Annotated in this window: 20 protein-coding genes; 10 read left to right on the forward strand and 10 right to left on the reverse strand. The window is 68.0% G+C overall.

Features of this window, described 5'->3' with window-relative positions; all coding sequences use genetic code 11:
* Positions 1–31: 31 nt before the first annotated feature.
* From phaZ to polA, 5 genes are all read right to left on the reverse strand, one after another.
* The gene (phaZ, locus tag ASG62_RS10880; RefSeq protein WP_082536910.1) at positions 32–1,822 is read right to left on the reverse strand and encodes a polyhydroxyalkanoate depolymerase; all 1,791 of its coding nucleotides are present in this window, start codon (positions 1,820–1,822) and stop codon (positions 32–34) included.
* A 235-nt stretch (positions 1,823–2,057) separates the two neighbouring features.
* Entirely contained in the window at positions 2,058–2,603 is a 546-nt protein-coding gene (locus ASG62_RS10885; protein ID WP_056689071.1) for a GNAT family N-acetyltransferase, read from the reverse strand.
* Between the two features lie 47 nt (positions 2,604–2,650).
* Positions 2,651–2,944 (reverse strand): DUF1330 domain-containing protein, encoded by a 294-nt coding sequence (locus ASG62_RS10890; RefSeq protein ID WP_056689076.1) that lies wholly within the window; start codon positions 2,942–2,944, stop codon positions 2,651–2,653.
* A gap of 60 nt (positions 2,945–3,004) precedes the next feature.
* Positions 3,005–3,691, reverse strand: coding sequence for an orotidine-5'-phosphate decarboxylase (gene pyrF / locus ASG62_RS10895; RefSeq protein WP_056689079.1), 687 nt, complete (start codon positions 3,689–3,691; stop codon positions 3,005–3,007).
* Positions 3,692–3,901: 210 nt separating this feature from the next.
* Positions 3,902–6,823 carry a DNA polymerase I gene (gene polA / locus ASG62_RS10900; RefSeq protein ID WP_056689439.1) on the reverse strand — a complete coding sequence of 974 codons (2,922 nt, stop codon included), beginning with the start codon at positions 6,821–6,823 and terminating at the stop codon, positions 3,902–3,904.
* A 475-nt stretch (positions 6,824–7,298) separates the two neighbouring features.
* On the opposite strand from polA, the gene ASG62_RS10905 reads away from it, so the two are divergent.
* Positions 7,299–8,708, forward strand: coding sequence for a M20/M25/M40 family metallo-hydrolase (locus ASG62_RS10905; protein WP_056689081.1), 1,410 nt, complete (start codon positions 7,299–7,301; stop codon positions 8,706–8,708).
* Positions 8,709–8,766: 58 nt separating this feature from the next.
* Here the strand turns inward: ASG62_RS10905 and ASG62_RS10910 are convergent, their stop codons facing one another.
* Entirely contained in the window at positions 8,767–9,261 is a 495-nt protein-coding gene (locus ASG62_RS10910) for a hypothetical protein (protein WP_056689082.1), read from the reverse strand.
* Positions 9,262–9,415: 154 nt separating this feature from the next.
* Positions 9,416–10,393 (reverse strand): Bug family tripartite tricarboxylate transporter substrate binding protein, encoded by a 978-nt coding sequence (locus ASG62_RS10915; RefSeq protein WP_056689084.1) that lies wholly within the window; start codon positions 10,391–10,393, stop codon positions 9,416–9,418.
* 308 nt (positions 10,394–10,701) lie between these two features.
* Here ASG62_RS10915 and ASG62_RS10920 point away from each other — a divergent pair, with 308 nt between their 5' ends.
* The 3 genes from ASG62_RS10920 (at position 10,702) to ASG62_RS10930 (ending at position 15,293) form a co-directional block, all read left to right on the forward strand.
* Positions 10,702–11,508 (forward strand): MipA/OmpV family protein, encoded by an 807-nt coding sequence (locus ASG62_RS10920; RefSeq protein ID WP_056689087.1) that lies wholly within the window; start codon positions 10,702–10,704, stop codon positions 11,506–11,508.
* 124 nt (positions 11,509–11,632) lie between these two features.
* The gene (locus ASG62_RS10925) at positions 11,633–12,454 is read left to right on the forward strand and encodes an alpha/beta fold hydrolase (RefSeq protein ID WP_056689089.1); all 822 of its coding nucleotides are present in this window, start codon (positions 11,633–11,635) and stop codon (positions 12,452–12,454) included.
* A 352-nt stretch (positions 12,455–12,806) separates the two neighbouring features.
* Complete coding sequence (locus ASG62_RS10930) at positions 12,807–15,293, forward strand: transglycosylase domain-containing protein (protein WP_056689092.1); 2,487 nt, start codon at positions 12,807–12,809, stop codon at positions 15,291–15,293.
* A gap of 100 nt (positions 15,294–15,393) precedes the next feature.
* Here ASG62_RS10930 and ASG62_RS10935 read toward each other — a convergent pair whose 3' ends face one another.
* The 3 genes from ASG62_RS10935 to ASG62_RS10945 are packed head-to-tail and all read right to left on the reverse strand — an operon-like array spanning position 15,394 to position 17,835.
* On the reverse strand, positions 15,394–16,428 hold the full coding sequence (locus tag ASG62_RS10935; RefSeq protein ID WP_056689095.1) for a DUF3618 domain-containing protein: 1,035 nt from the start codon (positions 16,426–16,428) through the stop codon (positions 15,394–15,396).
* The gene (locus ASG62_RS10940) at positions 16,425–16,832 is read right to left on the reverse strand and encodes a phage holin family protein (RefSeq protein ID WP_056689098.1); all 408 of its coding nucleotides are present in this window, start codon (positions 16,830–16,832) and stop codon (positions 16,425–16,427) included. Before ASG62_RS10940 ends, ASG62_RS10935 begins: the two co-directional genes overlap by 4 nt.
* Positions 16,822–17,835, reverse strand: coding sequence for a hypothetical protein (locus ASG62_RS10945; RefSeq protein WP_056689101.1), 1,014 nt, complete (start codon positions 17,833–17,835; stop codon positions 16,822–16,824). Before ASG62_RS10945 ends, ASG62_RS10940 begins: the two co-directional genes overlap by 11 nt.
* A gap of 442 nt (positions 17,836–18,277) precedes the next feature.
* On the opposite strand from ASG62_RS10945, the gene dnaK reads away from it, so the two are divergent.
* The 6 genes from dnaK (at position 18,278) to ASG62_RS10975 (ending at position 24,668) form a co-directional block, all read left to right on the forward strand.
* Complete coding sequence (gene dnaK / locus ASG62_RS10950) at positions 18,278–20,191, forward strand: molecular chaperone DnaK (protein ID WP_056689104.1); 1,914 nt, start codon at positions 18,278–18,280, stop codon at positions 20,189–20,191.
* Positions 20,192–20,380: 189 nt separating this feature from the next.
* Positions 20,381–21,463 (forward strand): acyltransferase family protein, encoded by a 1,083-nt coding sequence (locus ASG62_RS10955; protein ID WP_056689106.1) that lies wholly within the window; start codon positions 20,381–20,383, stop codon positions 21,461–21,463.
* Positions 21,464–21,622: 159 nt separating this feature from the next.
* The gene (gene dnaJ, locus ASG62_RS10960; RefSeq protein WP_056689109.1) at positions 21,623–22,756 is read left to right on the forward strand and encodes a molecular chaperone DnaJ; all 1,134 of its coding nucleotides are present in this window, start codon (positions 21,623–21,625) and stop codon (positions 22,754–22,756) included.
* A gap of 214 nt (positions 22,757–22,970) precedes the next feature.
* Positions 22,971–23,264: a BrnT family toxin gene (locus ASG62_RS10965; RefSeq protein ID WP_200944634.1), complete on the forward strand. Its 294-nt coding sequence runs from the start codon at positions 22,971–22,973 to the stop codon at positions 23,262–23,264.
* Positions 23,239–23,748: a BrnA antitoxin family protein gene (locus tag ASG62_RS25480; RefSeq protein ID WP_082536911.1), complete on the forward strand. Its 510-nt coding sequence runs from the start codon at positions 23,239–23,241 to the stop codon at positions 23,746–23,748. Before ASG62_RS10965 ends, ASG62_RS25480 begins: the two co-directional genes overlap by 26 nt.
* A 305-nt stretch (positions 23,749–24,053) precedes the next feature.
* Complete coding sequence (locus tag ASG62_RS10975) at positions 24,054–24,668, forward strand: class I SAM-dependent methyltransferase (RefSeq protein WP_056689112.1); 615 nt, start codon at positions 24,054–24,056, stop codon at positions 24,666–24,668.
* The last annotated feature ends 42 nt before the right edge of the window (positions 24,669–24,710 follow it).

Below are 24,710 nucleotides of genomic sequence, written 5' to 3' on the forward strand. Positions count from 1 at the left end.
CACAGGACCTTCGGCTGAACCGCTCGCTCTTTCAGCGGCTGCGCGTGCGGCGCGGCGTGGTGGCGCGCCCTTTGGGACCGAAGGCCTTCGGCGCCGGCGCGACGGGGGCGGGCGCGACGGAGGCGGCGAGAAGCTCGTCATCCGCCGGAACGCCGAGGGCGGGAACCGCCGCGTGATCGGCGAAGGGCGGATGGGCGACCGGGCCTCCAGTGGAGACCGCCGTCTCCTGCGGTTCGAGGCCGAGCTTCGCCACCACTTCGTCCACGGCCGCGCGCAAGGGCAGCAAAGCCTCCGAGACCGCGTCGGGCTCCGGCACCGTGGCATCGACCGGCGGGGCTTCGGCGGCAGGCGCCTCGGCGACGGGCACCACGCTTGCCTCGACGGCCGTCTCCACCGCATCGACCGCATCGAGCTGCGCCACGACGGCGGTCTCGGCGATCTCGGCGGCGGGCTCCATCATCGAAGCCGCCGTCTCGGCGGGCTCGGAGGGATGGACCTGCTCGGACGAGGATTCCACCTGCAGGGCGCGGACGGCTTCCAGATCGGGCATGGTGAGCTTGCCGGCCTTGCGCGGCAGGGCGGCGGCCGAATGCGTGGTGCCGTGGGTCAGCGCGAAGTCGACGATGCGCGGCGCGATCTCGGCGCGGAACCGCGAGCCGTTGAACACGCCGTAATGGCCGACCTTCGGCTGCATGTAGTGAACGCGCATATCGTCCGGCAGCGAGGAACAGAGGGTCTGCGCCGCCTTCGTCTGGCCGAGGCCGGAAATGTCGTCGTTCTCGCCCTCGACGGTCAGGAGCGCGGTGCGCGTGACCTTCGATAGGTCGATCCGCTCGCCGCGATGCGTGATCTCGCCCTTCGGCAGCGAGTGCTTGATGAAGACCTCGTCCACCGTCTGCAGGTAGAACTCGGCCGTGAGATCCATCACCGCCATGTACTCGTCGTAGAATTCACGATGCTTCTCGGCGGAGTCGCCGTCGTTCTTGACGAGATGCTGGTAGAACTCGCGATGCGCCGTGACGTGGCGGTCGAGATTCATCGACATGAAGCCGGAAAGCTGCAGGAAGCCCGGATAGACCATCCGCATGAAGCCCGGCTGGGGGAAGGGCACGGCCATCACGACATTGTCGCGGAACCAGTTGATCCCCTTGTCCATGGCCAGCTTGTTCACGGCCGTCGGGTTGATGCGCGTGTCGATCGGGCCGCCCATCAGCGTCATGGTGGCGGGAACGCAAGGATCGTCCTTGGCCGACATGGCGCCGACCGCCATCAGAACCGGCACGGCCGGCTGGCAGACGCCGATCACATGCGTGTCTGGGCCAAGGAAATGCAGCATCTCGACGACGTAGTCGACATAGTCGTCGAGGTCGAAGCGGCCGACCGCGACGGGAACCTTGCGGGCATCTTCCCAGTCCGTGATGTAGACGTCGGCATAGGGGAGCAGAGCCTCGACCGTGCCGCGCAGAAGGGTCGCGTAGTGGCCCGACATCGGCGCGACGATCAGGAATCGCGGGTCCTTGCTATGGCCGGCCGGAAGGGCGCGCTCGAAATGGAGAAGCTGGGCGAAGGGTTTCTTCCAGACGACCTTGTCCACGACCGGGACGCGCAGGCCGCCGACCACCGTCTCGTTCAGCCCGAACTGCGGCTTGCCGTAGACGCGGGTCGAGCGCTCGAAGACCTCGGCCATCGCCGCCATCGTGCGCGCGGCCTCGGTGCCGGCGAACGGATTGAGCGGGCTCTCATAGAACATGCGCGCGGCGTCCGCGAAGGCGCGGAGCGGTGCGATGGCTGCGTGGTTCCATTCGTAGAAATGATACAACATACGCTCCCGCCGATCGTTTCGAACCTCTTACCACGAAATGCTGCAGCGCACAAACAGCCGGTTTCCGCTGTCCGAACGCTGTCGATAGGCCTTGCGGGCCTCCCGATACCGGCTTGCCCAGGGCCGGTCGCCGCCCTGCCTTGCCGCCCCGAACGCATCGCCCGCCCCCACGCGCGTCGTTCGGGAGCCACGGGGCTCGCCGAGCCCCCCGGCCGCCGTCGCCGGCAAGGCGAGGTCAGAGCCAATGGATCATGACATTCCTTTCGGTTCCGACAAGACCCGCGCCCAAAGCCTCGTCATCCCCGTCGAATCGCTGCGGCGGCAGGCCCGGCACCTCGCCGGCCAGTCGCGCCAGCTCCTGCGTCCAGTCCTTGCGGTCGACACCGAGAAACCGGCGGCGGCGATACCAGTCGGCCCCCGCCTCGCCCTGGACGGCGAGGCCGACCGCGCGGTGGAAGAACCAGCCGGCCCGCGCGACCACCGCGGCCAGAAGCGCCTTGCGCACGCCGCGCCCTCGGAAGGCCGGATCGACGGCGAGACCGGAGAGCCAGTAGAGATCGGTCGCATCGCGCGCCGCCGCGAAGCCTGCGAGCCGGCCCGCCTCGGTCTTTGTCCCTGTCTCGGCAACGAAGATCTCGTGCAGAAGGAGCCAGCGCACGAAGTCCGGCATGTCGGGCGCCGCGCCGGCGAAAAGGCCGGACGCCGCGCCGAGGCCCCGCAGCCCCTCCGCCTCGCCCGGCTCCATCAGGCGGATGCGGAAGCCATCGGGTGCCAGATGCATGAACGCCGCCCTTCCCCGCCTCGCCGCGACCCGTCCGGCCATTCGCTTCAGCTCTCGACGCCCTCGACGATGACGATGTCGGCCGTCGAGACCTCGCCGCGGATCGCCCGTGCCTCGCGATAGGCGGGGCTCTCGTAGCAGGCCTGCGCATCGGCAAGGCTCGCGAACTCGATCACGACGTTGCGCGTGCGCGACTGGCCTTCCAGCGCCAGCATCGGCCCGCCCCGCGCCAGGAACTTCGCGCCATATTCGGCGAAGGCGGGCGAGGCCGTCGACACGTAGTCCTGGTAGCGCTCGGGGTCGGTGATATCGACATGGGCGATCCAATAGGCCTTCGGCATTCTCGTTCCTCCGCTTCGCCGGTCCTTCCGGCCTTCGGGCCGGGATATAGCGCTGTTCTCTCAGGCCGCCGCCATTTCCGCCAGAATGGCCTCGGCCGCCGCCTTGCGGTCCCGCGCGCCGACGATCGGCCGGGCGACGACGAGATGCGAGGCGCCGTCGCGAATGGCCTCGGCGGGCGTCGCGATGCGCTTCTGGTCGCCGGCCTCAGCGCCCGCCGGCCGGATGCCCGGCGTCACCAGCGCCATGTCGGGCCCGACGATCTGCCGCAGGGCCCGCGCCTCCGATGCCGAGGCCACCAGCCCGCCGATGCCGATCTCGCGCGCCAGCGCCGCGCGGCGCCGCACCAGCTCGGCCACCGACAATCCGTAGCCGTCCGTCGTCAGGTCCTCGTCGTCCAGCGAGGTCAGAACGGTCACGCCGAGCACGAGGAGATCCGACCCCGCGGAAGCCTTCACGGCCGCGCGCATCGCATGCCCCTGCGCGTGGATCGTCACCATCGCGGCGCCGAGCTTGGCGATCTGCTCGATCCCCTTCTCGACCGTGTTGGCGATGTCGAGCAGCTTCACGTCCAGAAAGACGCGCTTCCCCGCCCGCGCCAGCTCGCCCACCAGCGGCAGGCCGTCGCCGGAAAAGACCAGCTGATAGCCGATCTTGTAGGTCGAGACCGTCTCGCCGAGCTCGCTCACCACCGCCTCGGCCTCCGCGCGGCCGGACACGTCGAGACCCACGATCAGACGATCACGCATGGCTGGCTCCTGAGTGGCTGATGAAGCGGGGCTGCCGCCCCGGGCCCGGCCCGGGAAGGACTTCCCGGACCCTTCCTTCTTTTTGTTCTGTCCAAGGGGCCAGCGGCCCCTCGGACAGAACAACACGAAACGGGTTCCAAGGGACGACCGTCCCTTGGCAGGGGTGCAGGAGACGGCCGTCCCCTGCCACGTCCCGCCGCCGGGGTGCCCTCAATGCGCCTCGTCCCAGTTCTGCGCGGCCCTTGCGTCGACGAGCAGGGGCACGGACAGCGTGATGCGGGGTTCGGCGGCGGAGGTCATGACGCGTTCGACGACGGGAATGGTGGCCTCGACCTCGTCGTCGGGGACCTCGAAGATGAGTTCGTCGTGAACCTGGAGAAGCATCCGGGCGGAGAGGCGCTCGGCCTTCAGAGCGTCCTCCATGCGGATCATGGCGCGGCGGATGATGTCGGCGGCGGAGCCCTGGATGGGCGCGTTGATGGCGGCGCGCTCGACGGCGGCGCGCACCGAGGGGTTGGCATGGGCGATGTCGGGATAATGCGCCCGGCGGCCGAAGAGCGTCTCGACATAGAGGTGGCGCTTGGCGAAGGCCTTGGTGGATTCCATGTAGTCGCGGATGCCGGGAAAGCGCTCGAAATAGCGCTTGATGTAGAGGCCGGCCTCCTCGCGCGGGATGGAGAGCTGGTTGGCGAGGCCGAAGGCCGAAATGCCGTAGATGATGCCGAAGTTGATCGCCTTGGCGCGCCGGCGCACGTCGGAGGGCATGCCCTCGACGGGCACGCCGAACATTTCCGAGGCGGTCATGGCGTGAATGTCCACGCCCTCGACGAAGGCCTGCGTCAGCTGCGGGATGTCGGCCATGTGGGCGAGAAGGCGCAGCTCGATCTGACTGTAGTCGGCCGAGAGGAGCTTGAAGCCGTCGGGCGCGACGAAGGCGGTGCGGATGGCGCGCCCCTCCTCGGTGCGGACCGGGATGTTCTGGAGATTCGGCTCGGACGAAGAGAGGCGCCCGGTCGTCGTGGAGGCCATGGAATAGGACGTGTGGATGCGGTCGTCGGCATCCATATAAGCCGGCAAAGCATCCGTGTAGGTGCCCTTCAGCTTGGTCAGCTGGCGCCAGTCGACGATCCGGCGGGGCAGGGCGTGGCCTTCGGCGGCCAGCTCTTCGAGCGCACGGGCGTCGGTCGACCACTGGCCGGACTTGGTCTTCTTGCCGCCGGGCAGGCCGAGCTTGCCGAAGAGGATGTCGCCGAGCTGCTTCGGGGAGCCGGGATTGAAGGCCTCGCCCGCCAATTCTGCGATCTCGGCTTCGAGGCTCGCCGCCTTCTGGCTGAAGCGGCCGGAGAGGCGCGAGAGGATCTGCCGGTCGGTGCGGATGCCGCGCTCTTCCATGCGCGCGAGCACCGGCACGAGCGGGCGCTCCAGCCGCTCGTAGACGGAGGAGAGGCCTTCGGCGGCGAGGCGCGGTTTCAGGACGCGCCAGAGGCGGAGCGCCACGTCGGCATCCTCGGCGGCGTATTCCGTGACCTTGTCGATCGGGCAGGCGGCGATGGGCTTCAGCGTCCGGCCGGAGCCGCAGAGCTCCTTGTAGGTGATCGGCGTGTGGCCGAGGAAGCGCTGCGACAGCTCGTCGAGCCCATGGCCCTCCAGCGAGGACGAGGCGTCGAGCGCGTAGGAGATCAGCATCGTGTCGTCGAAGGGCGCGATGGCGACGCCGTGACGGAGCATGACGAGATAGTCGTATTTGACGTTCTGCCCGATCTTCAGGATCGAGGCGTCCTCGAGCACGGGCTTCAGGATCTCCAGCGCCTCGGCTTCGGAGAGCTGGAGGCCGATGCCCGCCTTGGTCTCGTCGCTCGCCAGGAGATCGCCTGAATCCGCCGCCACGTGGCCGAGCGGCACATAGGCCGCCTCGCCCGGCGCGACGGCGAAGGAGATCCCGACGAGATCGGCGCGGTTGGCGTCGAGCGAGGTCGTCTCGGTGTCGAAGGCGAGAAGGCCGGTCTCGTAGGCGCGCGCGATCCAGGTGCTGAGCGTGCCGGCGTCGCGGATGGTGGCATAAGCGGCGCGGTCGAAGGTCTCGCCCGAGGCGGCATCGCGGCGGGCCGCGACGAGGGCGCCCGGCGTCAGCGGCAGCGCCGCGTCGCCGCCGGCAAAAGCCGCGACCGGCTTCGGGTCGAGATCCGGTCCGCGCGCGGGACCGCCGACCTTGATCTCGGCGGAGGGAATGGCGCTCGCATCCTCGCCGAGCTTGGCGGCGACGCGCCGCGTCAGCGAGGTGAACTCCATCGCCTTCAGAAAGGCGATCAGCTTGTCGCCGTCGGGCTCGTGGATGAAGAGATCGTCCAGGGGCACGTCGAGCGGCATGTGCTGCTCCAGCGTCACCAGCTTCTTCGACAGGCGCGCCTGCTCGGCGAAGGCGATGATGTTCTCGCGCCGCTTGGCCTGCTTGATCTCCTCGGCGCGCGACAGGAGCGTCTCCAGATCGCCGTAGATGTCGAGAAGCTCGGCGGCCGTCTTCGGGCCGATGCCGGGAACGCCCGGAACGTTGTCGGAACTGTCGCCGACCAGCGCCTGGAGATCGATCATCTTCTCGGGGAAGACGCCGAACTTCTCCTTCACCTCGTCCGGGCCGAGGCGCTTGTCCTTCATCTGGTCGTAGAGGATCACGCCGGGACCGACGAGTTGCATCAGGTCCTTGTCGGAGGAGACGATGGTGACGTCGCCGCCGGCCTCGACGGCAAGGCGCGTGTAGGTCGCGATGAGATCGTCGGCCTCGAAGCCCTGCTTCTCGATGCAGGGCAGATCGAAGGCGCGCACGGCCTCGCGGATCAGCGCGAATTGCGGCACGAGATCTTCGGGCGGGGCGACGCGGTTCGCCTTGTACTGGTCGTAGAGCTCGTTGCGGAAGGTCGTGGACGAGTGGTCGAAGATCACCGCGAAATGGGTCGGCGCGACGCCGACCGAGGTGTCGCGCGATTCCTCGACGAGCTTCCACAGCATGTTGCAGAAGCCCGAGACCGCGCCGACGGGCGTCCCGTCCGACTTGCGCGTCAGCGGCGGCAGGGCGTGATAGGCGCGGAAGATGTAGGCCGAGCCGTCGACGAGGAAGAGGTGATCGCCCTTTTGCATGGCCATCCCGTATCGCGGCCTTCGCCTTGAGTAAACCGTGTCGCGGATCGCGCGGCGCGCATGCGGTGCCCGAGCCTTCGATCCGCGCAAAGGCCGGCTCGAAGACCTGTCCAATTTGTCATGAAATTCTCACGCTCCTGTGACGATCTGCGCCTCCGCTCGCCTTGAAAGCCAGGGTGTTCGCGGCCAAATTCGCACCATCGGCAGAGAGATCGCCGACACCGGCGGAAGGCTCGTCCCCCGCCTCATGCCGGTGACGAAGGCGCCCGGTCCCGATTCCCCCCTCGCGGGCATGGGCGCCGCCTGAAAAGGTCGAGGCCGTCGTGGCAGTCCCCCCTGGCCACGGCGGCTTCGCTTTCGACAAGCGCCTCTTTGATCTCGACCGCCTTCGGTCGGATGATCTAAACCCTCCCCTGACCTTTCCGGCGGCTCGCGCTCGATCAGCGCCGTCGCCTCTCATCGGGAGACTGCCGCCATGGCCCAGCTCGACAGCGTGCTCGCCTGCCTCGATCTCAATCTCGACCGCTCGGTCGAGCGCCTCTTCGACCTGATGCGCCTGAAATCGATCTCGACCGACCCCGCCTATGCCGACGACTGCCGCAAGACCGCCGAATGGCTGGCCGGCGATCTCTCCGCCATCGGCTTTGCCGCGCGCGTCGCCGACAGCGCCGGCCATCCGATGGTCATCGCCCATCATGCCGGCCCGAGCGGTGCGGCGGGCAAGGTTCCGCACGTCCTCTTCTACGGCCATTACGACGTTCAGCCCGTCGATCCGATCGAGCTTTGGGACACGGAGCCCTTCTCGCCGGAGCTGAAGACCATGCCGGACGGCACGCAGCGGATCGTCGGGCGCGGCTCGGCCGACGACAAGGGCCAGCTCATGACCTTCGTCGAGGCCTGCCGGGCCTATATCGCCGAGACCGGCTCGCTGCCCTGCCGCGTCACGATCTTCCTCGAAGGCGAGGAGGAGTCCGGCTCGCCCTCGCTACTGCCCTTCCTCGACGCCCATCGCGAGGAACTGTCGGCCGACGTCGCTCTGATCTGCGACACCAATATGTGGGACCGGGACACGCCGGCCATCTCCACGGGGCTTCGCGGCCTCGTCGGCGAGGAGGTCGTGGTGCGCGCGGCCGACAAGGACCTGCATTCGGGCTATTTCGGCGGGGCGGCCGCCAATCCGATCCGCATCCTGTCGAAGATCGTCGCCGACCTCCACGATGCCGACGGGCGCGTGACGCTGCCGGGCTTCTACGACGGCGTGGAGGAAATTCCGGACGAGGTCCGCAAGATCTGGGACGGGCTCGGCTTCGACGAGGCGGCCTTCCTCGGACAGGCCGGGCTTTCCGTTCCGGCGGGCGAAAAGGGCCGGACCGTGCTGGAGCAGGTCTGGGCGCGGCCGACCGCCGAAGTGAACGGCATCGAGGGCGGCTATACCGGCAAGGGCTTCAAGACGGTGATCGCGGCGGAAGCCTTCGCCAAGATCTCCTTCCGCCTCGTCTTCTCCCAGGACCCGGCGAAGATCCGCGACAGCTTCCGCGCCTTCGTCCGGGCGCGCATTCCGGCTGATTGCTCGGTCGAGTTCCACGAGCATGGCGGCTCGCCGGCGATCCAGCTGCCCTTCGATTCCGACGTGCTCCAGACGGCGCGGGCCGCCCTTTCCGACGAATGGCCGAAGCCTGCCGTGATGATCGGCATGGGCGGCTCGATCCCGGTCGTCGGCGAGTTCAAGCGCCGGCTCGGCATGGGCTCGCTTCTCGTCGGCTTCGGCCTCGGCGACGACCGCATCCATTCGCCGAACGAGAAGTACGAGCTGTCCTCCTATGCCAAGGGCCAGCGCTCCTGGGCTCGGCTTCTCGACGCGATCGGCCGCAACGGCGCGGCCTGAGGCCAAGGACGGCGCCGTCCGAGGAAGCCGGCGCCGTCCCGAGCCTGCCTGAAGGGGGTCAGCGGGCGGGCTTGATCGAGTTCACGATGGAATCGACCTCCGCCCCATATTTCTGCTCCTCGCCCTGCGTGCCCCAATAGGTGATCATCAGGATTTTGTCGGGCGCCGGCGCGAGGAAGGCGAGGACGATGCTCGCGGGGCCCGCGGCGTCCGTGCCCTCCCAGCCGATCACCTCCATCTCCATGCCGTTCACGGTGCTCTTGGACTCGGTCATCGAGCCCTCTTTCAGCGTGACGCCGTTCTCGGCGAGGAAGTCGATCCCGTCCTCCACGATCTTGTCGCTCGTCTTGTCGGTGGCGACGTCGACATAGAAGGAGATCGTCTCGTCCGGCGAGAATCCCTCGATGCCGCTCTCGTTCTCCGTGGCCTGCCAGGTGCCGGGAAAGGTGATGGAGGCGACCGGCTCGTCGCTCGGAAAGAGCAGCGTCTCGGCCCGCGCGGCGGTGCCGAAGAGAAGGACGGCCGCTGCGGCGGCGAGTATGGAGAGCTTCATCGAGATGGCCTTCGGGAGCGATGGGGTTCCGGGAACCGGAGCCGCCCGCCCTCGAAGGGCCGAGATCTCCGGCAGGACGCTGCGGCCCTGCCGAAGGAATGCGCGGGAAAAGCTTACCCTTACGGAAACGAGGCGCGCCTCTCTCTCGCCGTGCTTAATCCATCTTGACTCCGGCCGCCTGGATCACCGGGCGCCAGCGGGCGATCTCGGTCTTGACGTGCAGCGCCAGGTCCTCCGGCGTTCCGCCGACGACCACGGCGCCGACGCCGTCGAGCTTGGCCTTCACGGCGGGGTCCTTCAGCGCCTCGTTCGCCGCCGCGTTCAGCTTGGCGATCGCCTCCGGCGGGGTGCCGGCGGGGGCGAAGAGCGCGTTCCAGGTGTTGGTCTCGTAGCCGGGAACGCCGGCCTCCTCCATCGTCGGCACGTCGGGAAAGAGCGGCACGCGCGCCTTCGTCGTCACGGCCAGCGCCCTCAGCGCGCCCGCCTTGATATGCCCGGCCGAGGAGGGAAGATTGTCGAAGTTGATCGGCACGGCGCCGGACAGGGCGTCGACCAGGGCGGGGCCCGAACCCTGATAGGGAACGTGGATCATGTCGGTGCCGGTCATCGTCATGAAGAGCTGGCCGGAGAGATGGAGCGGCGTGCCGTTGCCGGAGGAGGACCAGACCTCCTCGCCCGGCTTCTCCTTCAGCCGCGCGATCAGCTCCTTCACGTCCTTGGCCGGATAGTCCTTGTTGACGGTGAGAACGTTCGGAACGGTGACGAGAAGCACGATCGGCGCGAAGTCCGCCTCCGGATCGAAGGGCGGCTTCTCGTAGAGCGAGGCGGAGAGGGCGTGCGTCGCGATCGTGCCCATCAGGATCGTGTAGCCGTCCGGCGCGGCCTGCTTGACCGCCGTCGCGCCGAGATTGCCGCCGGCACCGCCCTTGTTCTCGACCACGACCTGCTGGCCGAGCCGCTCGCCCATCCCCTGCGCCACGACGCGCGCGACGAGATCGGTCGAGCCGCCGGCGGCGAAGGGCACGACGAGCCGGACCGGCTGCTGCGGATAGGCATCCTGCGCCATCGCAGGCGCGATGCCGGACGACAGAGCGGCCGCGGCCAGCGCCGCCACGAAGGTTCTGCGCTTCATCCTCTGATCCCTCCCAAGATCGTTCTGCGCCTTTGCGCTTTCCGCCAGTCTAGAGGAACCGCGCGCGGTCTGTCTCCCCGCCGACCTCTCCTCCCTTGGTCGAAGACGACAGCCGGGAGGAGCGGAAAGGAGGAGAGGCGCCCGCTCTTTCTGTGGCGGTGCGGCAACGCTTGCTCCCTGAACCGATAGACCGGGCGACGGAACCGGCCCGAACGGGCTTTCGAAGCTTGTTCCGCAGCTTATGCCGACTATGGATGATCCCATGGCGCACGCGACAGGCGTGCCGATCCTCTGCAGGAACATCCACGATGGTTCGCTTCGCTCTCTCCACCCTTCTTCTCGGCTCCACGCTCTCGGCCGCCGCGGCTGCCGACGTCTACGAGCCCGAAGCGACCGTGCTCGCGGCGCCGAGCGACAGCGTCTCGATGGTGATCGAGCTCGGCATCGGCGGCCTCGTCGCCCCGAAATACGAGGGTTCGGACAATTATGAGGTCTCGCCCTATCCGATCATCTCGCTCGACTACCTCTCGATTCCCGGCCTCTTCACCGTGGGCAGCCCGACCCCGAACACGGCCGGCGGCTTCTCGATCGGCCCGTCCTTCGGCTATACCGGCGAGCGCGAGGAGCCGACGGAGCTTCGCGGCCTGTTCGACGTCGATGCCACCTACGAGGCGGGCGTCAAGGTCGGCTACGAGTGGACCTATGCGGAGATCTACGGCGAGGCGCGCTATGCGTTCGGCGGCGCGGAAGGCCTCGTCGGCTCGGTCGGCGCGAACCTCATCGCCCGTCCGACCCCGGAGCTGGAGCTGAAGGCCGGCCCGCTCGCGACCTTCGCCTCCGAGGACTACATGGACACCTATTTCGGCGTCACCTCCTTCGAGGCCGCCCGCTCCGGCGGCCGCTTCTCGGCCTACGACGCTGATGGCGGCTTCAAGACGGTCGGCGCGGCCGCCACGGCCCGCTACGAGTTCCGCCCCGAGTGGTTCCTCAACGCCAAGGGCTCCTACGAGACCTTCGTCGGCGATGCCGAGGACAGCCCGATCGTGAAGGCCGGCTCGGAAGACCAGTTCACCTTCGGCGTCGGCATCTCCAAGCGCTTCTCGATCAACTTCTAAGGAAGCCCGGAGGGGCTGGGGGCTTTGCGGCGCCCGGCTCCTGCCGCATCGCGGAACACTCAGGACAACTGAGCATTTCAAGGGGGAACCGGGCCGAGAAGCCCGCCCCTTGGAGTGTCTCCGCATGCCGTTCGTCACCACAGCCGACAAGACCGAGCTCTACTACAACGACTGGGGCCATGGCCGGCCGATCGTTCTGATCCACGGCTGGCCGCTCTCCTCCTCGATGTGGGAGTATCAGGTGGAAGGGCTGGTCGAGGCGGGGTTCCGCGTCGTCGCCTACGATCGCCGCGGGTTCGGCAAGTCCTCCCAGCCCTATTCCGGCTACGACTACGACACGCTCGCCGACGATCTGAAGGTGGTGCTCGACCATCTCGAACTCGACGACGCCGTCCTCGTCGGCTTCTCGATGGGCGGCGGCGAGGTCGCCCGCTACATGTCGCGCCATTCGGGCGAGCGCGTGGGCAAGGTCGCCCTCGTCTCCGCCGTGCCGCCCTATCTCCTGAAGGGCGACGACAATCCCGACGGCGTCGATGGCGCGATCTTCGACCAGATCATCGAAGGCCTTCGCACGGACCGGCCGAACTTCCTCTATTCCTTCTCGAAGAGCTTCTTCAACGCGGGAATGCTGAACTTCCAGATCTCGGACGAGACGCGCCAGCAGTTCCTGATCGAGGGCCTGAAGGCCAGTGCCAAGGCGACGATCGACTGCGTGAAGGCCTTCGGGCGCACCGACTTCCGCCAGGATCTGCGCCGCTTCGACGTGCCGACGCTCGTCATCCACGGCGATGCCGACCAGACGGTGCCGATCGACGCCTCGGGCAAGCGCGTTCCCGCCATGGTTCCGGGCGCGGAGCTGAAGGTCTATCCCGGCGCCCCGCACGCGCTGACCTTCACCGACAAGGAGAAGCTCACCGCCGACCTCGCGACCTTCGCCCGCAACTGACCCGGCCGGCGCTTCAGATGATCCTCCGCCTCCGGTCTCCCGAACGGGATCGGCCGGGGGCGGACCTCGAAGCGCTCCGAACGCCCTTTCGCGCGACGACCCCGCCGATCCACTTTCCCTTGCGTCGGATCGGCGGGATACTGGATCGCACCTCCGTTCAAGTCCCGTTAAATCGCCGCATTTAGACTGCACTCGGCAGGAACGTTTCCGTCGGGGCCGTCGCGTGCGACCGGCTGCGATCCGCCCTGCCCCCGAGGCTCGGCGGGCCGGTACGGACGATGTCGGGCGAGATCGGTTTCGTCGACGTGACGGAGGCCCCATCGAACGGGCCTCATGAAGGGCGAAAGACGGCATGGTCGCACGGCGCAAGGGCGAACGCATCGAACCGAGCTTCGGGAGCGGCCGCGAGGCCGAGGTCGCGCTGCGCATCACGGCGGAGGACCGCGCCGTTTCCGCCGCCGGCACGGATGCCCCCCGCCGTCGTGCCCGCCCCAAGGCGGATGCCGGCCCCGACCGGGCCGAGGCGCGCGAGAAGCGGCGCTTCTTCTTCGGCGGCGGCGGCAACGGGGGCGGCGAAAAGCCCCCGCAGCGCGCCCGGCGCGGCTTCTTCGGCAGTTTCGTGCGCATCGCCTTCACCGTCTGCCTCTGGGGCGGCATCGCGCTCGTCGGCCTTCTCGCCTATTTCGCGATCAAGCTGCCGCAGGAGGCCTGGGCCGTTCCGGATCGGCCGCCCAACGTGAAGATCGTCTCGGTGACGGGCGATCTCATGGCCAATCGGGGCCTCACCGGCGGCGAGGCGGTCTCTCTCGACGAGATGAGCCCCTATATTCCGCAGGCCGTCATGGCGATCGAGGACCGGCGCTTCTACTCCCATTTCGGCATCGATCCGCTCGGCATCCTGCGCGCGGCCTTCGAGAACGCGCAGGCCGGCGCGACCGTGCAGGGCGGCTCGACGCTGACCCAGCAGCTCGCCAAGAACGTCTTCCTGACGCCGGACCAGAACATCGAGCGCAAGATCCAGGAGGTGATCCTCGCCCTCTGGCTGGAGACGCGCTTCTCCAAGGACCAGATCCTGGAAATGTATCTCAACCGCGTCTATTTCGGCTCGGGAGCGACGGGCGTCGAGGCGGCGGCGCGGCGCTATTTCAACAAGTCGGCCAAGGAGGTCACGCTCGGCGAGGCCGCGCTTCTGGCCGGCCTTCTGAAGGCCCCCTCCCGCCTTTCCCCCGCCAAGGACCCCGACGCCGCCAAGGCGCGCGCCGACATCGTCCTCCAGGCCATGCTGGAGGAGAAGCTGATCGATCAGGCCGAATACGAGGCGGCCAAGGCCCAGAAGGCGACGAAGGCGCGCTCCTACTGGACCGGCGCCGAGCACTATGCCGCCGATCTCGTGATGCGCGACATCAAGGCCCTGGTCGGCGACGTGAAGACGGACGTCGTCGTGGAGACCACGATCGATCTCGGCCTTGAGAAGGACGCGGAGAAGGCGATCTCCGCCACCATCGACGGCGCCAAGCAGAATGTCAGCCAGGGCGCCCTCGTCTCGGTGGACGGCACGGGCGCGATCCGCGCCATCGTCGGCGGCCGGGACTATGCGACCAGCCAGTTCAACCGCGCGGTCGACGCCAAGCGCCAGCCCGGCTCGGCCTTCAAGCCCTTCGTCTACGAGACCGCGCTCGAACAGGGCTGGCGGCCGGACACGGTCGTGAACGACCAGCCGACGCAGATCGGCAACTGGTCGCCGCAGAACTACGACAACAAGTTCCGCGGCCCCGTGACCGTGGCCGACGCGCTCGCCCATTCGCTGAACACGATCGCCGCGCAGCTCACCGTCGCGGTCTCGCCCGCCGCCGTCATCCAGACGGCGCAGAAGATGGGCATCGCCTCGCCGATCATCGACAATCCCTCGATCGCGCTCGGCACGTCGGAGGTCTCGCTGCTGGAGCTGACCGGCGCCTTCGCCCCCTTCGCCAATGGCGGCTATCTCGCCAAGCCGCATCTGGTGAACCGCATCACCGACGTCGACGGAACCGTTCTCTACGAGCGCGGCGCGGACGTGCCGCCGGTGATCGTCGCGCCCGAGATCGTCGGCATGATGAACGCCATGCTGACCCGCGTCGTCACCTCCGGCACGGGCCGCAAGGCGCAGCTGAAGGACTGGCAGGTCGCGGGCAAGACCGGCACGACGCAGGATTTCAAGGACGCCTGGTTCGTCGGCTACACGGCCAATCTCACGACCGGCGTCTGGCTCGGCAACGACAACGGCGCGCCGATGAAGAAGGTGACGGGCGGCACGCTGCCCGCCGTCGTCTGGCACAGTTTCATGGAAGCCGCGCACGAAGGCCTGCCCGCCATGCCACTGCCCGGCGGCTACGACGACGGCCAGGAGCCGGCGCCGCTGACCGCCTCGACCGGCGAAAGCTCCGGCGGCTTCTACGACGACAGCGAGGTCGCGCCCGATCCGCGCGGCATGCCGCCGGCGACCGATCCCTACGAGGAGCCCTACGAGGCCGAAGGCGCCGCGCCCGCGCCAGCACGCTCCGCCGATCCCTATGCCGCCCGCGAGGTCGAGCCAGAACCGCGCCGCGAGATCACGCCGGAGGATATCTACGGCGTCGAGCCGCTGCCCGGCGATCCCGGCTACGAGGGCGAGCCGATGCGCCCGGCCGAGGAGATCGCCCCGCGCCGCCCGACGACCCGCGTCGTGCGCCGCGACCAGCTGCCGCCCGACGTGGTCCTCGAAGGCCGCGTGCCCTCCGGCGCCGTCCTCGAAGGCCCGGTCGACGGCGGCGGACGCCCGAGCGACCGCTCGCTGTTCAAGGATTTCTTCGGGGGTTGAGCGTTCGGGCACTTCCGGCCGGCTCGCCGCCGACCCTTACGAAGAAGGCGGACACCCGACCGGGTGCCCGCCTTCTCTCACGTTCGCCTCGTGGAAAGCCTCAGACAAGGCCTTCCTTCTTCGCCTCGGACTTCGCCGTCTCGGCCGCCGTCCTGACGACGCCGGAGACCTTTTCGGCGAAGGTCTCGCCCTCGCCGGTCGGCTTCAGGCCCTTGGCATCCGCCTCTTCGCCGGCGGCGCGCACGGTCTCCTCGGCGACATGGCGGGCGCTTTCGACGGCGCCCTTGCCGTAGTCGTAGGCCTGGTCCCGCAGGTTGTCGCGGGCGTCCCCGAGATACTCGTCCTCGATCCGGGTCGAGGGCAGCGAGGCGCCGATCGCCGCGCCGATCGCCAGCGCCACGGCGCCGATGACGAGCGGCTCGTCCTGCAGCGTGTCGAGGAAGGTGCGGCGCGCGCGGCTGCCGAGGCGCCGCGCCTCGTCCGCGGCCCAGCGGGCGCGGTCCACCGCCGCCTGCTCGGCCCGCCACGCCGCATCGGCGGCATCATGGCCATAGGCCCGCGCGGTGTCGCCAAGGCTGGACGCGCCGTCCCGAAGGCTGCCGGCCGCCGAAGAGACGCCCGACGAGGCGGAGGAAGCACCGGAGGACAGCGTGTCCGCGACGCTCTCCGCCGCGCCCATCACCGCATCCTTGGCGCGATCGACGAGGCCGGGACCGTCGCGATCCCGGTCGGGATAGGCCGAGCGGCCGATCGAGCCGGAGGCGCCGCCGACACGATAGGGCGCGGGTTCGGCATAGCGCTCCCGTCGGCCGGCGACGGAGGCGTAGTCGGGATAGGGCGCGGGATCGTCGCTCTCGAAGCGGTCGGCGACGCGCCGGCCGGCCCCGCGAACGCCGTCGCCCATCAGAAGCCAGGCGATGCCGGCTCCGACGAGGCCGAGCGCCAAAGGATTGTCCCGGACCTGACGGCCGAGATTCTGGGACAGCTCGGTGATCTGCCCCTCCTTCATGTAGCCCTGCACCTCGTCGAAGATCTGCCCGACGGACATGCGGTTGCGCAGCGCGTCGATCGTGCTCTCGACGCTAGAGCGGCGGTTCTCGACCTCGCGTTCGAGCTTGTCGGTTTCGAGACTCATCGGATCTGATCCTTCACGAGCTTGCCGTCCTCGCCGAGCTGACGCGCGGTGCGGGTGGGCGTGAGGTTGGAGGGCTCGAGGTCCTTCTTGCCCTTGGCCAGAAGCAGCATGCCGACGACGGCGAGGCCGATGCCCACGATGAGCGCGGCCCAGCCGGGCCCGATGTCGGGATCGCCGATCTTGGAGACGGCCGTGACGAGCGCGGCGGTCAGCGTGATCAGCGCGACGAGGAGGCAGATCGCCCCCGCCGCCAAGGAACCGCCGCCGATCTGAAGCTGCGTGATCTTGTCCGACAGTTCCGACCGGATCAGCTGGCCTTCCGAGCGGAAGAGGTCGGTCGCCTCCCGCATGAGATCGGCCAGAAGGTCGGGAATGGACTTGGTTTCGCGTGGCTCAACGGACATCGCGGCCTCCCTCTGGGTTGAACGAGCCCGAGCCATGGCCGAGCACGGCGCCGCTCGGTCCTTCGGCGGGAGCCTTGTCCGGCGAGGTCGCGGCGGGCGAAGCCGAACCGGCATGGGTGGAGGCGCCGGAGAAGGTCGAGCGGGGTGCCGCCGTGCCGGCCGAGACCGGAGGCGATACGGGCGTGGAGGCGGCGCTGCCGCCGGCATAGGACCGACCCTCGGAGCCGCGGACTGCACCGCCGTCGTTGCGGTAGAGATCGTCGTCGGTGCGATTCGGGCCATCGCGGCCGGACCCCGACCTGCCGTAGCGTCGGCCGTCGTCCCATTCGGAGCGCCCGCGAGCGGGCGAGCCCTGCTCGTGCTCGCCGGAGGCCCGGGCGAAGCGGCCGAGCGCGATGCCGGCCAAGGCCGCGCCGATGAGGAAGGTCGTCGGCTGGCGGCGGGCGAAGGAGGCGACGGAGCGCGACAGGTCCTGAAGGCTCCGGCCTTCGATGGCGCCGGTCGCCTGTTCCAGGCCGTTCGCGACCTCGCGCACGAGACCGGCCGCCATGGACTGGTCGCGCTCGCCGAGTTCGTCGGAGGCCTTGCGCACGGCGGCGGCGAAGTCGCCGATGCTGGAGGTGAGCTGGGCCTTGCCCTTCTCGACGCCTTCCGCGGCCTTCTCCCGGGCGGTCTCGCCGAGGCTGGAGACGCCCTGCTTCACCGATTCAGTGGCGGAGCTTAGTTCCGCCCTGGCGGAACCGGTCTCGCGGTCGACGGCGTTGGCGAAGCGGTCCTTCTCCGCGCCGGCCGATCCCGTCTGCCCGGCCCCGCCGGACGTGTCCTGCCCGGAATAGCCGCGCTGCCCGAAGGCGGTATCGACGGTCGGCAGCCTGTCACCGGACGCTGCGGGTCGGCCGTAGCCGCTCTGCGTGTTGCCGGCGGTCGCAGACCGCATGTCGCCCTCGGGCGAGCCGGTCGTTCCCGTCCAGCCCTCTGGTCGTTTTTCGAAGTCGGATGTCATGACGGTCTCCTCAGCCGATACCCAGGAAGGACAAGATGGCGAGAACGACCACGATCAGCCCGATCAAATAGATGATGCTGTTCATGAAGGTCTCCCGTGAAAGGAGCCGAGGGGATCGCAGGCGCGATGCCGGCTCCGTGATGAGACCGTAAGGACGCCCGACCATGCCAGGTTCCGGCAAAGACCCGGTCCTGCCTATCGAAGGTCGAGGCCGGAAAACGAGTTCCGTCGGAACCCTTGCGGCCACGGCTGAAGCCTTGGCTCAGCCTCGCTGCGACCGCCGTCTTGCGCGACTTTGAGGGTCTTCATATATACCCAACCAGTCGCGGCGGGCTCGGCCACCCGAACCCCCGCCAACACAATCGTTTTTCAAAGTTTCCAGGGACCGCCCCGCAAACGCCTCATCGAGGGTCCGGGCGGTTCGCTCAAGAAGGAGAGCCCAATGGCTAAGGTTATCGGCATCGACCTCGGCACGACCAATTCCTGCGTCTCCGTCATGGACGGCAAGACCGCGAAGGTCATCGAGAACGCGGAAGGCGCGCGCACCACGCCTTCGATCGTCGCCTTCACCGATGGCGGCGAGCGTCTCGTCGGCCAGCCCGCCAAGCGTCAGGCCGTGACCAATCCGGAAGACACGCTGTTCGCCGTCAAGCGCCTGATCGGCCGCCGCTACGACGACCCGACGGTCGCCAAGGACAAGGGCCTCGTGCCCTACAAGATCGTGCGCGCCGACAATGGCGATGCCTGGGTCGAGGCGGAAGGCGACAAGTATTCGCCCTCGCAGATCTCCGCCATGATCCTGCAGAAGATGAAGGAGACGGCGGAAGCCTATCTCGGCGAGAAGGTCGAGAAGGCCGTCATCACCGTTCCCGCCTATTTCAACGACGCCCAGCGCCAGGCGACCAAGGATGCCGGCAGGATCGCCGGCCTCGACGTCCTGCGCATCATCAACGAGCCGACGGCGGCAGCGCTCGCCTACGGTCTCGACAAGAACGACGGCAAGACGATCGCGGTCTACGATCTGGGCGGCGGCACGTTCGACGTGTCCGTGCTCGAGATCGGCGACGGCGTCTTCGAGGTGAAGTCCACGAACGGCGACACGTTCCTCGGCGGCGAGGACTTCGACATGCGCCTCGTCGACTACTTCGCGGCCGAGTTCAAGAAGGACCAGGGGATCGACCTGAAGAACGACAAGCTCGCTCTTCAGCGCCTGAAGGAAGCCGCCGAGAAGGCCAAGATCGAGCTCTCCTCCTCGCAGCAGACCGAGATCAACCTGCCCTTCATCACGGCCGACGCCTCGGGCCCGAAGCACCTGACGATGAAGCTGACGCGCTCGAAGTTCGAGGCGCTGGTGGACGATCTGGTGCAGCGCACCGTCGGCCCCTGCAAGTCGGCACTGAAGGATGCCGGCCTCACCGCGGCCGATATCGACGAGGTCGTTCTCGTCGGCGGCATGAGCCGCATGCCGAAGGTGCAGGAGGTCGTGAAGCAGCTCTTCGGGAAGGAGCCCCACAAGGGCGTGAACCCCGACGAGGTCGTGGCCATGGGCGCCGCCATCCAGGCCGGCGTGCTCCAGGGCGACGTGAAGGACGTGCTCCTTCTCGACGTGACCCCGCTTTCGCTTGGCATCGAGACGCTGGGCGGCGTGTTCACGCGCCTGATCGACCGCAACACGACGATCCCGACCAAGAAGAGCCAGGTCTTCTCGACCGCCGAGGATGGCCAGAACGCCGTGACCATCCAGGTCTTCCAGGGCGAGCGCGAGATGGCGCAGGACAACAAGTCCCTCGGCCGCTTCAACCTCGAGGGCATCCCGCCGGCACCGCGCGGCGTGCCGCAGATCGAGGTCACGTTCGACATCGACGCCAACGGCATCGTCAACGTCTCGGCCAAGGACAAGGGCACCAACAAGGAGCAGCGGATCACGATCCAGGCTTCCGGCGGCCTGTCCGACGCCGATATCGAAAAGATGGTGCAGGAAGCCGAGGCGAATGCCGACGCCGACAAGAAGCGCCGTGCGGGCGTCGAGGCCAAGAACCAGGCGGAAAGCCTCGTCCACTCGGCCGAGAAGTCGCTCAAGGACTATGGCGACAAGGTTTCCGCCGATGACCGCAGCGCGATCGAGGTCGCGATCGCCGGTCTGAAGACGGAGCTGGAAGCCTCCGAGCCCGACGTCGACGCGATCAAGGCCAAGAGCGAGACGCTCGCCGAGGCCTCGATGAAGCTCGGTCAGGCCATGTACGAGTCCGCGCAGAACCAGCAGGCGGACGATGCCGCCCAGCCGACCGGCGACAAGGACGACGTGGTCGACGCCGACTTCGAGGAAGTCGACGACGAGCGCAAGAAGTCGGCCTGATCTCTTCGGCCTAGCAGTTCGAAAGGCCCCGGCGGGACACCGCCGGGGCCTTTTTCGTCGGCGTCCTGCGCCGCGAACGCCGCGAAAGCGCTCGTTCCGCGAAACCCGACCTTAATCTCGGCATAGTAATTCTCCGAGCGTCGAGCGCATCCAGGATCTGGTTGTGGAGCCGCGCGAGGATTCCAGGCGATGCACTACCGGATCTTCGACTGCTGGCGCCTGACCGCAGCGATCCTCGTCATGGCCTATCACTATCTCTACTTCGCGCCGCCCGGCGGCGAGGTCTATATCGACGCGCTGCGCCGGCTCCTGCCGCTTCTCGACATGTTCTTCATGATCTCGGGCTTCCTGATCGCCGGCCGCTATGCCGGCAAAGTTTCGACGCCGCGCGACTACGGGCTTTTCCTGCAACGGCGCGTCGCGCGGCTCTACCCCTTGCATCTGGCGACCCTCACCTTCTTCGCCGCGATCGGCGTCGCGGTGGCGCTCGGCCTCGTCGAGACGACCGAGCCGGAGCGCTGGAACCTCGCCTATCTGCCGCTCCACCTCCTGGCGCTGCATGCGCTGGGGCTGGAGGACGTGCTCGCCTTCAACTATCCGTCCTGGTCGATCGGGGCGGAGTTCTTCTGCTACGCGCTCTTTCCGCTGATCGTTTTCGTCGCCAAGCGCGCGGGGCTCGTCGGCCTCCTCGCCCTTTTGGCGATCTGGATCGCGGGACTCGAGATCGCCGGGCGCAACGGCCTGTTTCCAAACGGAAACTGGCTGGAGGCGGACTCGTCGGGCGCCTATCGCGCCTTCGCCGACTTCACGATCGGGGCGATCGTCGCCAGCCTTCTCGCACGCCGGCCCTTCGAGGTCTCCTCGCACGCCCCGGGGCTCGCCGCGCTCGGCTTCGCGCTGACGGCCATGCTCTGCGAGTGGAGCGGCTACATCGCGCTGGCCGGCCTTGCCCTCGCCATGCTCCTGACCGCGCTCGCCGAGACGGCGCGACCGGACTCGACGCGGCGTCTGGCGTTCCTCATGCCGCTCGCGCGCGTCTCCTTCGGGATCTATCTCATCCATCCGGTGATGGAGACGATCTTCTTCTCGATCCTCTGGAAGCGCGCCGTGCAGCCGATGGAGACGATCGGCTTCTACGCCTTCTGGCTGCTGCCGATGATCGCGACCGTTCTCGTGGCGCTCGCTTCCGAGCGCTGGTTCGAGCGCCGGTTCGGCGCCTTCCTCGCCTCGGCGGGGCGCGCGCCCTCCCCGGCCACGATCGCCTCGGCCTGAAAACCACAGTCCGGAGAGGTTCGAAGCTGGGCCGTTCCTTCGGGCCTTGCGCTATGGTAACGCGCGGGATGCGTCACCACATCGGGGCTGGTGCGCCGCCGCAGGGCAGAGCCGCCGCCGCCCCGACTTGAACCGCCAGACACGACGGACACGAAGCCGATGAAGGCCGACTATTACGAGATGCTCGGCGTCGCGAAAGGTTGCGACGAGAAGGTCCTCAAGACCGCCTACCGCAAGCTCGCGATGCAGTTCCACCCCGACCGCAATCCCGGAAACGCGGATGCGGAGGCCAAGTTCAAGGAACTCGGCGAGGCCTACGAGGTCCTGAAGGACCCGCAGAAGCGGGCGGCCTACGACCGGTTCGGCCATGCCGCCTTCCAGAACGGCGGCGGCGCCGGGTTCCGCGGCGATTTCGGCTCGTCCATGGCCGATGTCTTCGACGACATCTTCGGCGAGATGATGGGCCAGCGGCGCGGGCGCGCGGGCTCCTCCGGCGGGCGCGAGCGGGGCTCGGACCTTCGCTACAACATGGAGGTCTCGCTCGAAGAGGCCTTCGGCGGCAAGACCGCCGAGATCGGCGTTCCCACCACCATCCAGTGCGAAGTGTGCAACGGCACGGGCGCCAAGCCCGGCTCGGCGCCCAAGGCCTGCCCGACCTGCGGCGGCGTCGGCCGCGTGCGCGCCGCGCAAGGCTTCTTCTCGATCGAGCGGACCTGCCCGACCTGCCAGGGGCGCGGCGAGATGATCGCCGATCCCTGCACGGCCTGCGACGGGGAGGGCCGCCTGCCCGAGGAGCGCAACCTTTCGGTCAACATCCCGGCCGGCATCGAGGACGGCACGCGCATCCGGCTGGCCGGCGAGGGCGAGGCGGGCCTGCGCGGCGGACCTGCGGGCGATCTCTACATCTTCCTCTCCGTGCGTCCGCACGAGTTCTTCCAGCGCGACGGCGCCGATCTCTTCTGCAAGGTCCCGGTCTCCATGACGACCGCCGCGCTCGGCGGCTCGTTCGAGGTGACGACGCTCGACGGCGCCAAGACGCGCGTGAAGGTTCCCGACGGCACGCAGTCGGGCAAGCAGTTCCGCGTGAAGGGCAAGGGCATGCCGGTCCTGCGCTCGCCGCAGACGGGCGACCTCTTCATCCAGGTGCAGATCGAGACGCCGCAGAACCTCTCGCGCCGCCAGCGCGAACTCCTGGAGGAGTTCGAGCAGATCTCCTCCTCCGACAACTCCCCCCAGTCCACCGGCTTCTTCGCCCGCATGAAGGACTTCTTCGAAGGTCTCGGCGAAACCTGAAAGGCTTGCGCCCGGCGAGGCCTGAAAATTTCGCCGGGCGGTTCGACTTACATCCCTGTCTGTGTCGGAGCCGGTCTGCGCTGTCGGATGGATGCCCCGCCTATTCGGAAGCGAACGGATTGTCCGTTTCCTGTAGGAGATCATCGACGACGAGCCTTACGACCCTCAAATTTAATCGTACTGACAAAAAGCTATTGCGCCTCTCGCGTTTCGTATGTACAAAAAGCTCGTGAGGATCGAATTCGACCCTGCCAAGAGCGATCGCAACGCGGCGGAGCGCGGCCTCCCCTTCGGCATGGTGTCGGACTTCGATTGGTCCTCGGCGGCATTCTCCGAGGACATTCGGAAGGACTATCCCGAGCGCCGCTTCGTTGCTCTCGGCTTCATCGGTGCCCGCCTGCACGTCGTCTGCTTCACGCCGATCGAGGGCGGTGTCCGCGTCATTTCCTTCCGCAAGGCCAACGATCGAGAGGTAGGTCGATATGAGCGAGAGACCCCTGACCGATAGGGACGGCGAGGTTCGCGAACTGACCGTCGAGGACATGAAGCGCTTTCGGCCGGCTGCCGAGGTACTGCCGGCGGAGTTGATGGCCGTGCTGCCGAAGCGCAGGCCGGGTCAGCGAGGACCGGCCAAGCGGCCGACCAAGGAGTCCGTGACCATCCGTTTCGATCCCGACGTGATCCAGCGCTTCAAGTCGAAGGGTCCCGGCTGGCAGTCACGCCTGAACGACTTTCTGGTCGAGAGCCTGAGCCCGAACGGCACGCCGGTTCGTGCCATCCAAATTCTCGCGAAGCTGAATGGCCGGGGCCTGCCGTCCGCCTGGATGGAGGGCGAGTGGGACCGGTTCAGCAAGCGATTCAAAGCGATGCAGGTGCATCCAGAGTCCGATCCTCACTTCGACAAGGAAGAGACCGCGACGCTCGATCGCTACTGCGACGAGGCCGGGATGATGACCCTGCAAGAACTGCAGTCGATGCGGATCGCCGGATAACGATCGCCTTCGACGCATGCCGTCCGGCCTTTGCGCCGGATGTATCGGCGGCCTTCGAGGATAGGCTACGCACCTTTGCAAACCCTCGCAGGACCGGGCCTTCCGCACCCATCCGGAGAAAAATCGACCGGTGGGCGGCATGCAAAAGTTTAAAGGTGGTTCTCTTCCGGTTCCGGCTCGACTAAATGTCCCGCCATGTCGCTTTCCCGACACGCATCGTCGCTAGGGAAGGCGCATGGGGCGGTCGCTCGATCGCCTCGGCGAAGGGGCGTCTTGCCCATGGGACGGAGTTCGATCGCAACGCCATGTCAGCCCTTCCCTCCCGCCGCCTCGCCGACGATCCCTGCAACCGCTCCAAGGACGATGCCCGGTTCTTCCGAGGCTGGCTGAAGCGTCCCTTCGTGACCGGCGCGGTCTCGCCGTCCTCGCGCGCGCTCGGCCGGGCCATGGCGCGCTTCGTGCCGGATGCGGCGATCGAGCGGGGCGAGGTGGTGCTGGAGCTCGGCCCGGGCACGGGCGTCGTGACGCAGATGCTGATCGAGCGCGGGGTGCGGGAGGAGAGTCTCGTCCTCATCGAATATTCCGCCGAGTTCTGCCGTCTCCTGCGCGCGCGCTTTCCCAAGGCCACGATCGTCGAGGGCGACGCCTATGCGCTGGAGGCCGAGGCGGCGCTGGCCGGGCGGCGCATCGGCACGGTCGTCTCCAGCCTGCCGCTCTTCACCAAGCCGGACGCGATGCGCGAGGCGCTGATCGGCAAGGCGCTCGCCAGCGTCGCGCCGGGCCATCCCTTCATCCAGTTCTCCTATGCGCTGACGCTGCCGGTGAAGCCCGAACGGCTCGGCGCCGTGGTCGAGCTGAGCCCCTGGGTGAAGCTGAACCTGCCGCCGGCCCGCGTCATCGTCTATCGCCGGCCCGCCTGAGAATCTCCGCCTGTTTGAAATTCCCGTCCGCCCGAGACCCTC

It is taken from the genome of Aureimonas sp. Leaf427 (genome assembly GCF_001425485.1).
In the GTDB taxonomy this organism is placed as follows: Bacteria; Pseudomonadota; Alphaproteobacteria; order Rhizobiales; family Rhizobiaceae; genus Plantimonas.

What these genes read in the sequence shown, in the direction of transcription:
- phaZ (WP_082536910.1), bottom strand. Translation starts at nt 1,822, where the DNA reads ATGTTGTATCATTTCTACGAATGGAACCACGCAGCCATCGCACCGCTC.
- ASG62_RS10885 (WP_056689071.1), bottom strand. Translation starts at nt 2,603, where the DNA reads ATGCATCTGGCACCCGATGGCTTCCGCATCCGCCTGATGGAGCCGGGC.
- ASG62_RS10890 (WP_056689076.1), bottom strand. Translation starts at nt 2,944, where the DNA reads ATGCCGAAGGCCTATTGGATCGCCCATGTCGATATCACCGACCCCGAG.
- pyrF (WP_056689079.1), bottom strand. Translation starts at nt 3,691, where the DNA reads ATGCGTGATCGTCTGATCGTGGGTCTCGACGTGTCCGGCCGCGCGGAG.
- polA (WP_056689439.1), bottom strand. Translation starts at nt 6,823, where the DNA reads ATGCAAAAGGGCGATCACCTCTTCCTCGTCGACGGCTCGGCCTACATC.
- ASG62_RS10905 (WP_056689081.1), top strand. Translation starts at nt 7,299, where the DNA reads ATGGCCCAGCTCGACAGCGTGCTCGCCTGCCTCGATCTCAATCTCGAC.
- ASG62_RS10910 (WP_056689082.1), bottom strand. Translation starts at nt 9,261, where the DNA reads ATGAAGCTCTCCATACTCGCCGCCGCAGCGGCCGTCCTTCTCTTCGGC.
- ASG62_RS10915 (WP_056689084.1), bottom strand. Translation starts at nt 10,393, where the DNA reads ATGAAGCGCAGAACCTTCGTGGCGGCGCTGGCCGCGGCCGCTCTGTCG.
- ASG62_RS10920 (WP_056689087.1), top strand. Translation starts at nt 10,702, where the DNA reads ATGGTTCGCTTCGCTCTCTCCACCCTTCTTCTCGGCTCCACGCTCTCG.
- ASG62_RS10925 (WP_056689089.1), top strand. Translation starts at nt 11,633, where the DNA reads ATGCCGTTCGTCACCACAGCCGACAAGACCGAGCTCTACTACAACGAC.
- ASG62_RS10930 (WP_056689092.1), top strand. Translation starts at nt 12,807, where the DNA reads ATGGTCGCACGGCGCAAGGGCGAACGCATCGAACCGAGCTTCGGGAGC.
- ASG62_RS10935 (WP_056689095.1), bottom strand. Translation starts at nt 16,428, where the DNA reads ATGAGTCTCGAAACCGACAAGCTCGAACGCGAGGTCGAGAACCGCCGC.
- ASG62_RS10940 (WP_056689098.1), bottom strand. Translation starts at nt 16,832, where the DNA reads ATGTCCGTTGAGCCACGCGAAACCAAGTCCATTCCCGACCTTCTGGCC.
- ASG62_RS10945 (WP_056689101.1), bottom strand. Translation starts at nt 17,835, where the DNA reads ATGACATCCGACTTCGAAAAACGACCAGAGGGCTGGACGGGAACGACC.
- dnaK (WP_056689104.1), top strand. Translation starts at nt 18,278, where the DNA reads ATGGCTAAGGTTATCGGCATCGACCTCGGCACGACCAATTCCTGCGTC.
- ASG62_RS10955 (WP_056689106.1), top strand. Translation starts at nt 20,381, where the DNA reads ATGCACTACCGGATCTTCGACTGCTGGCGCCTGACCGCAGCGATCCTC.
- dnaJ (WP_056689109.1), top strand. Translation starts at nt 21,623, where the DNA reads ATGAAGGCCGACTATTACGAGATGCTCGGCGTCGCGAAAGGTTGCGAC.
- ASG62_RS10965 (WP_200944634.1), top strand. Translation starts at nt 22,971, where the DNA reads ATGTACAAAAAGCTCGTGAGGATCGAATTCGACCCTGCCAAGAGCGAT.
- ASG62_RS25480 (WP_082536911.1), top strand. Translation starts at nt 23,239, where the DNA reads ATGAGCGAGAGACCCCTGACCGATAGGGACGGCGAGGTTCGCGAACTG.
- ASG62_RS10975 (WP_056689112.1), top strand. Translation starts at nt 24,054, where the DNA reads ATGTCAGCCCTTCCCTCCCGCCGCCTCGCCGACGATCCCTGCAACCGC.